Genomic DNA, 11,116 nt, shown 5'->3' with positions numbered 1-11,116 from the left:
CAGGAACAGCAGTCCAGTGACCGCGTAGAGCGCCGACAACGTCAAGTCGACGGCGTTCTGGTGCAGTTCGGGCCGTCCGTGCCGGTGTGGCACCCTAGGCAGGTGTTGCCGAACGCGGGGTTCAGCAGGCCGATCACGTTGATGGTGTTGCCGCAGACGTTGACCGGCACGTGGATCGGAACCTGGATCACGTTGCCAGACAGCACGCCCGGGGAGTGGGCGGCGGCGCCGTTCGCGCCGCTGTCGGCGGCGGCCACACCGGCGCCGCCGGCGACGGCCGCGACGGCGGCGGTGGACAGGACCAGGCCCTTCGCGATACGCGACATGGAGAGGTGCTCCTTGGGGTCGAAACAAACATCCGGGCGGATACCCAGCGCCGTGTCAACGCGCGACACCGGCTCGGGTTGTGCCGCCGAACGAGTGATCTCCCGGAAGCCCTCCTTCACCATTCCGACACACTTGCCCGGTTTCGATCGAATAGGGCAGAAAGCGGCTAGAGTTGCGCATCTCCTGACTTACCCGTATTGGCATCACATCGCACTCTTCCAGCTCTTCCAGCTCTTCCCGCTCTTCCCGCTCTTCCAGCTCTTCCCGCTCTTCCCGCTCTTCCCTCCTTTCCCGAAAGGGCGAAGCCGGTCATGCGCAATCCCCTGGGCCCGCCGATGCGCCGTGCGTCGGTGAGCGCGCTCGCCCTGGCCGCGATCTGGGCACCCGGCGCCGCCCGGGCGACCCCGCCGGCCGCCCCGCCCTCCCCCGAGGCCCCGCGCATCCCCTTCGCCGAGCGCTACCACGTGGTGCAGCGCGGCGGCTTCGCCCGCGCGGCCAACGCCTCCATCAGCTGCCGTACGACACCCGGACTCCCGGCCGAACCGCCCTGCTCGGCGGCCCGGGAGGGCCAGGTCCCTGCGGTGAACGGGAACTTCGACATGTTCTACGTCGACGTCGACGACGACCTCCACACCTACAACTCCTCACGCGCCGAGCTCCGGCTGCCGGAGGGCTCCCGGGTGACGTACGCGCGGCTGTACTGGGGCGGCAATCTGCTGGCCGGCGAGCAGAAGCCGGCGAAGGACGACGGGCGGGTGCTGATCGCCGAACCCGGCGGCCAGTACAAGGAACTGCTCGCCGACACGGTCGTGGGCCACCGGACGGAGGGCGGCGCGGACGCCTTCCAGGCCTCGGCGGAGATCACCGACCTGGTCCGGTCGAGCGGCCCCGGACTGTGGACGGTGGGCCAGGTGAACATCGCCATGGGCAGGTCCGCGCCCGGTGCCTGGGGCGGCTGGACGCTGGTGGTGGCGTACCAGAACCCGGCGGAGCCGCTGCGCACGCTCGCCCTCTGGGACGGCTTCGACTCCCTCGACCGGGCGGCCGAGATACGGCTGAACGGGCTACGTGTCCCGCGTGGCGCCGGCGGCCAGGTGGGCCTGGTGGCTTACAACGGCGACCGGGGCGGCACCGGTGACGCGCTCACGTACACCGTCGCCGGCCGTGCCCCCACCCCGCTCGCCGACTCCGCCGACCCGGCCGACGACGTACTCAACTCCACGATCAACGACCCCGGCCCGGTACGCGCCCGGCGTGAGCCCGCGTACGACAACGCGCTCGGCTACGACTCGGATGTGTTCGATCTCGGTACCGGTCTCCCGCAGGCCGGTGACCAGCTGACCTTCCGTCTCGTTTCCCAGCGCGACGCGGCGTGGGCGGGCGCGCTCTTCGCCGTCGTGGACGTGCAGTAGTGCGGCGCGTTTCCGCCCGCAGTCCCGAGCGCCCCCCGTGAGCGAGGAATACCGCGTATGCACCGATCAGCAACCGACCCTCGGCGACGGGTCCTGCACCTGGCGCAACCCGTCGAGGGCGGGGTGGCCCGGGTGGTCCTGGACCTGACGAAGGCCCAGCTCACGGCCGGTCTGCGGGTCACGGTGGCCTGCCCGGGTGGTGAACTGGCCGAGGCCGCGCGGGAACTGGGCGCCGAGGTGCGCGGGTGGCGCGCCGACCGCTCCCCGGGCGCCGGTCTCCGCGACGAGGTACGACGGCTCGGCCGGCTGCTCGACGAGGTGCGGCCGGAGCTGGTGCACGCGCACAGCGCCAAGGCGGGCCTGGCCGGTCGCCTGGCCGTGCGCGGCCGCGTGCCGACCCTGTTCCAGCCGCACGCCTGGTCCTTCGAGGCGGTCGGCGGAGTCACCGCCGCGCTGGCGCTGCGGTGGGAGCGATTTGGGGCGCGCTGGGCGCACCGGGTGGTGTGTGTCAGCGAGGCGGAGCGCGCGACCGGCGTGCGCGCCGGGATCCGCGCCCGGTACGCCGTCGTCCCCAACGGCATCGACACCGAGCACTTCACCCCGGGCGCCCCGGACACCCCGGGTCGGTCCGGGCCCGGGGCACCCCTGGTCGTCTGCGTCGGCCGGCTGTGCCCGCAGAAGGGCCAGGACGTGCTGCTGCGGGCCTGGCCCGAGGTGCTGCGCCGGGTGCCGGGCGCCCGGCTGGCGCTGGTCGGCGACGGACCGGACGGCGAGGCGCTGCGCCGGCTCGCCCCCGCCTCCGTCGAGTTCGTCGACGCCGTCGCGGACGTCCGCCCCTGGTACCGGGCCGCCGACCTGGTGGTACTGCCCTCGCGCTGGGAGGGCATGGCGCTGGCCCCGCTGGAGGCGATGGCCTGCGGGCGGCCGGTGCTGGTCACCGATGTCGACGGCGCCCGCGAGAGCCTGCCGCGCGGGCACGCCGCGCACTGCCTGGTGCCGCCCGGGCGGCCGGGCGCGCTGGCCGGTGCCGTCGCCGGGCTGCTGCTCGACCCGGAGCTGCGCGCGTCGCTCGGCGACCGGGGGCGCCGGCACGTCCAGTCCACGCACGATGTGCGGCGCACGGCGGAGGCGGTCGCGGAGCTGTACCGCGAACTCCTCGGCGGGCGGCCGCTCATGTCCTTTGAGTGCAGGGAGTCCATCCACTCGTGACCGCGGAAAGCACCGTCCCCTCCCCCGGCCCGCAGCCACGGGACCACGGACTCTCGCCCGTCTCCGTCCTGCCGGCCCGCACCGCCGGAGGCTTCCGGTTCCCGCCGCGGCGGCCGCCCGCGCGGCCCGCCTCCCCGGCGCCGCTGCTGGCCGCCGACCTGTGCGCCGCGCTGCTCGGCGCGGTCGCCCTCGACGAGGCCGTGGGCCGGCCCGTCCTGGTCGGTCTCCTGGTGTCCGGGGCGATACTGCTGCGCCCGCAGCCCACCGCGCGGGTGGCCGGGATCCTCGACGAACTCCCCGCGGTCTGCGGCCGGATCGCCGTCGTCTGGCTGGGCCTCGCCGCCGCCGTCGCCGCCTGGTACCCGGACCGCGCGCTGCCCACCCGCACCCTGCTGCTGGGCTGCGCCCTGCACGCGGCGGCGGCCTGCGCCGGCCGCGGTCTGGTGCACTGGCGCCGCCGCCTGGCCCTGCTGCGCCATCCGCGCGCCGCCCTGGTCATCGGCCCCGCCGCCACCGCCCAGCGGGTCGCCGCCGCCGTGCTGCGCCACCCGGGCTTCGGCGTACGGCCGGTCGGTGTCGTCGCCGAGCACCCCGAGGGCCCCGAGGGGCTGCCCGTGCTGACCACCGGCGAGGAGGTCGAGCGGGCCCTCATCCAGAACGGGGTCCGGGCCGTCCTCACCGTCCACCCCGCCGTCCGCACCGAACAGGGCCCGCTGCTGCGGGCGCTGGCCGAGTCGGGCTGCGTGGTCTGGGAGGTCGACGCGGACTCACCTGCGTACGAGATGCGCGACCAGCTCGCCGGGTTCTCCTGCCGCCGGCTCGAGATGGGCTCGCGGCGGCGCGGCAGCCTCGGCAAGCGGGTCCTCGACATCGTCGTCTCCGGGTCGGCGCTCGCCCTGGTCAGTCCGCTGCTCCTGGTGTGCGCGACGGTACTGCGTCTCACCGACGGACCCGGCGTGGTCTTCCGTCAGGAGCGCATCGGCCGGAACGGGCGCCCCTTCACCCTGCTGAAGCTGCGCACCCACCGCCCGGTCGACGCGCACGAGGCCGCGACGCGCTGGAGCGTGGCGGGCGAAGCCGAGATGAGCCCCTTCTGCCGGTTCCTGCGCCAGACGTCCCTGGACGAGCTGCTCCAGCTGTGGAACGTGCTGTGGGGCGACATGAGCCTGGTCGGCCCGCGGCCCGAACGGCCGTACTTCGTCGGTCAGTTCAGCCAGGCCTACCCGGGCTACGCGGCTCGCCACCGGATGCGGACCGGCATCACCGGACTCGCCCAGATCCACGGGCTGCGCGGCGACACCTCCATCGAGGACCGGGCCCGCTTCGACAACGCCTACATCGACAACTGGTCGCTGTGGCAGGACATCTGCATCCTGCTGCGCACCGCGGCCGCGCTCGTGCGCTCGACGGGGAGCTGACGATGAGTTTCGCACTCTCCCCGGCGAGGCCCCTGCGGCTGCCGCCGGTCCTCGCCGCGGCCGCCGTGCTCGCGGTCCTCGCCCTGCCGCTCACCCCGGCCGGCGGCGACAGCGGGGCGGGCCCCGCGGACGCGGTGTCCGCGCTGGTGGTGCTGTACGCCGCGGTGCGCACCGTACGGGAACGGCGGCGGCCGCTGTCGGCGACGGCCGCGGTGGTGCTGGGCATGCCGGTGGTGGGCCTGGCCGTCGCGGCGGCCGGCGCGTCCTCCCCGGGGGCCGGGCTGACCGGCCTCGGCCGCTATCTCCAGGTGTTCGTCCTGGTCCCCGCCGCGGTACTGCTGCTGATCCGGGACCGTGCCGACTTCCGGTTGCTGGCCTGGTCGTTCGTGGGGCTCGCGGGGTGGCAGGGCGCGGTCGGGGTGTACCAGTACCTCACCGGGACCGGGGCGTCGTACCAGGGCGAGGAGATCCGCGCGGTCGGCACGTTCGGGCCGCAGGACGTGATGGGCATGGCGACCGTGGTGTCGTTCGGCCTGGTCTGCGCGCTGGGGCTGGCGCTGGGCGGGTCACCGGTACGGCAGCGGGTGGCGGCGGCCGGGTGCGCGCTCGGCCTGCTGCTGCCGCTGGCCGTGTCCTTCAGCCGGGGCGCCTGGATCGCGACGGTGCTCACCTGCGGTGTGCAGCTGGCGCTGGCCGGGCTGCGGCGGGCGCTGAAGGTGGCGGCGGTCGCGGTCGCCGCGGGCGTGGTGCTGGTGGGGGGCTTCGGGGTGGGTACGGCGCTGCTCCAGGAGCGGCTCAGCAGCATCGGGCAGGTGACCGACGCGCCGGACCAGTCGGTGGTCGACCGCTACACGCTGTGGGCGGCGGCGACCGGCATGTGGCGCGAACACCCGGTCACCGGCGTCGGGTTGAAGAACTTCCCGGCGTACCGCGACGGGCATGCCTCGCTGGCGCTGTCCTCCGGGAGCGACACGGAGGGGGCGGGGGCCGCGTTCCGGAAGCAGCCGCTGCTGTCGCCGCACAACATGTACCTGCTGGTGCTGAGCGAGCAGGGGCTGCTCGGGGCGCTGGCGCTGGCCGGCAGCTGGCTGGCGCTGCTGGCGTGCGGACTGCGCGGCTGGTGGCGGGTCCGCGGCGGTGCCGGCCTCGACTGCGCGCTGGTGGGGTGCGGGTTGCTGATCTGGCAGCTCGTGGACTTCGCGTACGCGGACATCGGGGGGCCCTCGACCGTGCTGACGGCGGTGGTGTTCGGGGCGGTGGCCTGGTGGGCGCTGGTGGGGGCGGAGCGTTCGCCATGACGGTTACGCCTTCCAGGACCTCGGGTGTGCCCGGGTCGCGTGTCGACAGCGGGTCGGCGGGGGCCGAGCGAGCCCCTGCGGCGGAGCCGCAGACGCCACAGCCCCGCGCCCCTGACGGGGCGCCGCCCTCCCGTGGCGTGCTCGCCAAGGCCGCTCTTGTCACCGCCTCCCTCTCCGTCGTCGGCTCGCTCCTCGGGCTCGTCCGGGACCAGTCGCTCGCCCGGCTCTTCGGCGCCGGGCAGGACACCGACGCCTTTCTCGTCGCCTGGACCGTTCCCGAGTTCGCCGCGACACTGCTCATCGAGGACGGGCTCGCCTTCGCGCTGATCCCCGCCTTCAGCCTGGCCCTCGCCCGGCGTGCGCAGGGGGCTCCCGGCGACCCCGTGCGAGCGCTGGTCGCCGGGACCCTGCCCAAGCTGGCCCTCGCCTTCGCCGCCGTCGGCGCCCTTCTCATCGGGGGCGCCCCGCAGCTCGTCGAGGTGCTCGCGCCCGGTCTGCGCGATCCCGGGCTCGCCGTCGACTGCACCCGGCTGACCGCGACCTGTGTGCTGACCTTCGGGCTGGCCGGGTACTGCAGCGCCGCCCTCCGCGCGCACCGGCGGTTCCTCGCGCCGGCCGCGATCTACGTCGCCTACAACGCCGGCATCATCACAGCGATGTTCGCCTTCGGCGGTGGCTGGGGCGTGCGGTCGGCCGCGTTCGGGGTGGCGGCTGGGGGCCTTCTGATGGTCGCCGTGCAGCTTCCCTCGCTGCTCGGGCAGTTGCGGCGCAAGGTGAAGGCCGCCGTCGGTGATCCGGTCGCCGAGGCGGAGCCGCTCAACGTCGTCCTGATGGCCACCGTGCTGCTGTTCGCGCTGTGCCGGCAGTCGCAGGTGCTGATCGAGCGGTTCCTCGCCTCGCATCTGCACTCCGGGGCGATCTCGCACCTCAACTACGCGCAGAAGGTCGCGCAGATCCCGATGACGATGTCGATGATGCTGTGCACGGTCACCTTCCCGGTGGTGGCCCGGGCGCTGGCCGAGGGCGACATCGAGCGGGCCCGGCGCCGGGTGGAGCGGGATCTGTCGGTGGCCGCGAGCGTCGTCCTGCTCGGCACCGCCGTGGTCGTGGCGTGTGCGCCGCAACTCGTCCACCTCCTGTTCCAGCGCGGGGCGTTCACCGCGGCGGACACCGCCGCCACCGCCGGGGTGATGCGCGTCTACGCGCTCGGGCTGCTCGGGCAGACCATGGTCGGGGTGCTGGTCCGCTCCTACTTCTCGGCGGGCCGCGCCACCTGGTACCCGGTCGGCGCCATGGCCGCCGGGATCGTCGTGACCTCCTGGCTCGGCGCCATGGCGGTGGGCCGGTACGGCGTCACCGGCATCGCCGCCGCCAACGCCACCGGCATCACCGTCACCGCCGTGCTCCTGCTGTCCGGCATGGGCCCGCGCAGCGTCCCGATCCGTACCCGGCGGGTGCTGGCCGAGCTGAGCCGGCCGGTGCGGGCCGCCGTGGTCGCCACGGTCGTCGGCACCTTCGTCGCCGGACGGCCCGCGGACCCGCTCACCGGTCTGGCGGCCGGCACCACCGCCGTGACCGCGATCTTCGTCCTGCTCGGCTGGGCGCTGGACGCCCAGGGCTTCGCACCCGCACTCCGTTCCGTTGGCACCGTCACCCGAAGGCTCGCGCATGCCGTCTTCCATTGAGTCCGCCGAGAAGATCAGACACCTGGCGGGCCCGGTCCCCTGGGTCGCCATGTACCACTCCGTGGGCGACCGCTCGGACGATCCGTACCACGTCACCGTCACCCCCGACCGGCTGGCCGCACAGCTGGGCTGGCTGCGCCGGCGGGGGCTGCGCGGGGTGTCGGTCGCCGAACTGCTCGCCGCCCGGGCCCGGGGCGAGGGGCGGCGGCTGGTCGGGCTGACCTTCGACGACGGCTACGCCGACTTCCTCGACCACGCCCTGCCGCTGCTCGACCGCTGGGGCTGCGGCGCCACCCTGTTCGTGCTGCCCGGGCGGCTCGGCAGCGACAACCGCTGGGACTCGCTCGGCCCGCGCAAGCCGCTGCTCAGCGCCGACGGGGTGCGGCGGGCGGCGGCGGCCGGCGTGGAGATCGGCTCGCACGGGCTCACCCATGTCGACCTGACGAAGGCCGACGCGGACACCCTCAGGGCCGAGACCGCCGACAGCCGGGCCCTCCTGGAGGAGCTGATCCAGGCCCCCGTGGGCGGCTTCTGCTACCCCTACGGGACCGTCGACCAGCGTGTCGTCGACGCCGTACGGGACGCCGGATACCGCTACGGCTGCGCCATCGACCCCGGTGACCTGAGCGGCGTCCACACCCTGCCCCGGGTGCACATCGGCCAGAACGACCGCGCCCTGCGCCTCTTCCTGAAGTACCGGCTGCACCGGCTGCGCCGCCGTCCCGTCAAGGGGCTCTGAATGAGGGCCCTGCATGTCATCACGGGGTTGGGGGTCGGCGGGGCGGAGCAGCAACTGCGGCTGCTGCTGCGCCACCTGCCCGTCTCCTGCGACGTCGTCACGCTCACCAACCCCGGGCCGGTCGCGCGCGGGCTGGCCGCCGACGGGGTGCGGGTGGTCCATCTCGGGATGGCCGGGAACCGGGACCTGGCCGCGCTGCCCCGCCTGGTCCGGCTCATCCGCCGGGGCCGCTACGACCTCGTCCACACCCACCTCTACCGGGCCTGTCTCTACGGCCGGATCGCGGCGCGCCTCGCGGGCGTGCGGGCCGTCGTCGCCACCGAGCACTCGCTCGGCGACGCACAGCTGGAGGGGCGCCGGCTGACCGCGGGGGTACGGGCGTTGTACCTCGCGGGCGAACGGCTCGGCCGGTCCACGGTCGCCGTCTCCCCCACCGTCGCCCAGCGGCTGCGCGGGTGGGGCGTGCCGGGGCCGCGGATCGAGGTCGTACCGAACGGCATCGACCTGGAACGGTTCCGCTTCGACGCGGACCGGCGGCAGCGCACCCGGGCCCGTCTCGGGATCCCGCAGGACGCCTTCGTGGTGGGCGGCGTCGGGCGGCTGGCGCCCGGCAAGCGGTTCGACGTCCTGATCGGGGCGCTCGCCCACCTCCCGCAGGACTGCCGCCTGTTGCTGGTCGGCGGAGGCGCGGAGGAGGGGGCGCTGCGCCGTGCCGCCGAGGAGGCCGGGGTCGCCGGCCGGGTCCTGTTCGCCGGTGAACGGCCGTATGTCTCCGACAGTTCGGCCGACCCCGACCTCCCGTCCCTCGCCTCCGCCATGGACGTACTGGCCTCGCCCTCCGCCGAGGAGGCCTTCGGGCTCGCGGTGATCGAGGCGCTGGCCGCCGGGCTGCCCGTCCTCTACAGCTCCTGCCCCGCCGTCGAGGACCTGCCGCCCGCCGCCGCCCCCGGCGCCCGCCGTGTCGAGGGCGGGGCCCGTGCCTACGCCGAGGCACTGGCCGCCGCCCGCGCCGCCGGGCCCGGCCCGCGCACCGCGCCGGAGGCCGCCCGTCACTACTGCATCACCCGCAGCGCCGCCCAGCTCATGGACGTCTACGCCGCCGCACTCGCCACCACCCCTCAGGGAGTCAGTACGCCATGACCGAGAACACCACCAGGGCAGCCCGCCCCTTCGCCCGCGCCCGCGCGGTCCCGCCCTGGTCGCTGCTGGCGGCCGGGGTCGCGGCCGGCGCTCTGCTGGGCGGCGCCTACGGCGTGCTCACGCCGCCCAGCTACACCGCGACGAGCTACGTCATCGCCGTCCCCGCCGACCGGTCCGACACCGCCACCGCGCAGGGCTTCGCGCAGGCCTACGGCCGGGTCGCCACCCAGCTCGCGGTGCTCGGGGACGCCCAGGTGTGGGCCGGGGTGCCGGTGAACACGCTGCGGGACAGCGTGCAGACGGAGACCTCGCCGGACGCGCCGATGGTCGCCGTCTCGGCCACCTCGCCGCACGCCCTCCAGGCCGCCGACATGGCGAACGCGGTGGCCCGCTCGCTCACCCAGCACGCCAACGACACCAAGGGCGACACGCACGTCGAACTCCTCCAGTTCTCCCGGGCACTGAAGCCGACCGCGCCCACCTCCGCCTCCCCGAAGGTGACCGGCCTGGTGGGCGCCAGCGCGGGCGGGCTGCTGGCCGGGCTGGTGCTGCTGGTGCGGCCCCGGCGCCACGAGGACGACAACGCCCTGCAGGCCTCCGTGCCGGGACCTGCCGTCGCCGCCGACGTGCACGGACAGCTGTGACGGCGACGGCCTACCCGACGCTCGCCGCGCACACCACCGAACTCGTCACCGACGAAGGCGCCTTCGCCGGGCTGGCCCCCGCCTGGGGCCGTCTGTACCGGCGGTGCGGCACGGCCACCCCGTTCCAGAGCCACGCCTGGCTGCACTCCTGGTGGCGCTCGTACGGCGTCCCGGGCCGGCTCCGCCTGGTCCTGGTGCGTCACGGCGGTGAACTGGTCGGCGCGGCCCCGCTGATGCTGGTGCGCCGGCCGCTGCCCACGCTGGTACCGCTGGGCGGGGCGATCTCGGACTACACGGACGTGCTGCTCGCCGACGCCGACGACGGCCGGGCGGCGGCCGCGCTCACCCAGGAACTCGCCCAGGCGGCCCGGACGGCACTGATCGACTTCCGTGAGGTGCGTCCGGGCGGTGCGGTGGAGCGGGTGTACGACCGCTGGCACGGGCCGTGCCGGAAGGTGCCCGACTCGCTGTGCCTGGAGCTGCCCGCCGTGGCCATGGACGAGCTGATGGCCCGGCTGCCCACGAAACAGGCCCAGCGGGTGCGCGCCAAGCTGCGCAAGCTGGGCTCGCTCGGGGTGCGCCGGGACGTCGTGGCGCCGGAGGGCGTCGACACCGCGCTCGGGCGGCTCCTCGAGTTGCACCGGCTCCAGTGGCAGGGGCGGAAGGTGACGACGGAGCACCTCCAGTCGCGGTTCCGGGAGCATCTGGTGCGCTCGGTGGGGCCGATGGTGCGTTCCGGGGACGCGGTGGTCACCGAGTTCCGGCTGGACGACGAGGTGGTCGCGGTCGATCTGACCCTGCTGTCGCCGAGCCTGGCCGGCGGCTATCTGTACGGGGCGCATCCGCAGCTGCGCGAGCGCAAGGCGGACGTGGCGGTGATGCTCCTGGACGCCTGCACCCAGCATACCGGCGCCGGCGAGCGGGGCGCGCTGAGCCTGCTGCGCGGGAACGAGCCGTACAAGCACCACTGGCGGCCCCAGCCGGTCGCCAACCAGCGGCTGCTGCTGGCCCGGCGCCGCACCGCACCGCTGCTGACGGCGGCGCTGTGCGACGCCGCCGCCCGGCAGCGGGTCAAGGAGGTGCGGCACCGATGGAAGGAACGGCGGCAGGACTAGTTCCCCAACAGGCAACGTTCGCCCCGGCGCGACGCCCGGCACGCTCCCCCACTGCCCGAAAGGCGTGGGAGGTGCCCCCACTCGCCGCACCGGGCACAAACCCAAGTACGTCCAGTACGAGGGCTTGCA

10 protein-coding genes are annotated in these 11,116 nt (G+C 74.7%); 9 read left to right on the top strand and 1 reads right to left on the bottom strand.

Annotated features, from left to right (window positions below):
• Positions 1-41 precede the first annotated feature (41 nt).
• Entirely contained in the window at positions 42-326 is a 285-nt protein-coding gene (locus AB0D59_RS49325; RefSeq protein WP_362579188.1) for a chaplin, read from the bottom strand.
• A 312-nt stretch (positions 327-638) separates the two neighbouring features.
• On the opposite strand from AB0D59_RS49325, the gene AB0D59_RS49320 reads away from it, so the two are divergent.
• The 9 genes from AB0D59_RS49320 to AB0D59_RS49280 are packed head-to-tail and all read left to right on the top strand — an operon-like array spanning position 639 to position 10,987.
• On the top strand, positions 639-1,739 hold the full coding sequence (locus tag AB0D59_RS49320) for a DUF3344 domain-containing protein (RefSeq protein ID WP_362579182.1): 1,101 nt from the start codon (positions 639-641) through the stop codon (positions 1,737-1,739).
• A gap of 57 nt (positions 1,740-1,796) precedes the next feature.
• Positions 1,797-2,948, top strand: a complete 1,152-nt coding sequence (locus tag AB0D59_RS49315) for a glycosyltransferase (protein WP_362579180.1) — start codon at positions 1,797-1,799, stop codon at positions 2,946-2,948.
• Positions 2,945-4,366: an exopolysaccharide biosynthesis polyprenyl glycosylphosphotransferase gene (locus AB0D59_RS49310; protein WP_362579177.1), complete on the top strand. Its 1,422-nt coding sequence runs from the start codon at positions 2,945-2,947 to the stop codon at positions 4,364-4,366. Before AB0D59_RS49315 ends, AB0D59_RS49310 begins: the two co-directional genes overlap by 4 nt.
• A gap of 2 nt (positions 4,367-4,368) precedes the next feature.
• Complete coding sequence (locus tag AB0D59_RS49305) at positions 4,369-5,664, top strand: O-antigen ligase family protein (protein WP_362579174.1); 1,296 nt, start codon at positions 4,369-4,371, stop codon at positions 5,662-5,664.
• Positions 5,661-7,349 carry a lipid II flippase MurJ gene (locus tag AB0D59_RS49300; RefSeq protein WP_362579171.1) on the top strand — a complete coding sequence of 563 codons (1,689 nt, stop codon included), beginning with the start codon at positions 5,661-5,663 and terminating at the stop codon, positions 7,347-7,349. The genes AB0D59_RS49305 and AB0D59_RS49300 overlap by 4 nt, the downstream gene beginning before the upstream one ends.
• Complete coding sequence (locus AB0D59_RS49295) at positions 7,333-8,088, top strand: polysaccharide deacetylase family protein (protein WP_362579168.1); 756 nt, start codon at positions 7,333-7,335, stop codon at positions 8,086-8,088. Before AB0D59_RS49300 ends, AB0D59_RS49295 begins: the two co-directional genes overlap by 17 nt.
• Positions 8,089-9,228: a glycosyltransferase gene (locus AB0D59_RS49290; RefSeq protein ID WP_362579165.1), complete on the top strand. Its 1,140-nt coding sequence runs from the start codon at positions 8,089-8,091 to the stop codon at positions 9,226-9,228.
• Positions 9,225-9,872 carry a lipopolysaccharide biosynthesis protein gene (locus AB0D59_RS49285; protein WP_362579162.1) on the top strand — a complete coding sequence of 216 codons (648 nt, stop codon included), beginning with the start codon at positions 9,225-9,227 and terminating at the stop codon, positions 9,870-9,872. Before AB0D59_RS49290 ends, AB0D59_RS49285 begins: the two co-directional genes overlap by 4 nt.
• Positions 9,869-10,987 carry a GNAT family N-acetyltransferase gene (locus tag AB0D59_RS49280; RefSeq protein WP_362579159.1) on the top strand — a complete coding sequence of 373 codons (1,119 nt, stop codon included), beginning with the start codon at positions 9,869-9,871 and terminating at the stop codon, positions 10,985-10,987. Before AB0D59_RS49285 ends, AB0D59_RS49280 begins: the two co-directional genes overlap by 4 nt.
• Positions 10,988-11,116 lie beyond the last annotated feature (129 nt).

Origin of the sequence: Streptomyces sp. NPDC048417 (assembly GCF_040651615.1) — a bacterium.
Taxonomy (GTDB): Bacteria; Actinomycetota; Actinomycetes; order Streptomycetales; family Streptomycetaceae; genus Streptomyces.
The sequence above is the reverse complement of the archived record's forward strand: the minus strand, read 5'-3'. Positions and strand labels throughout refer to the sequence as shown.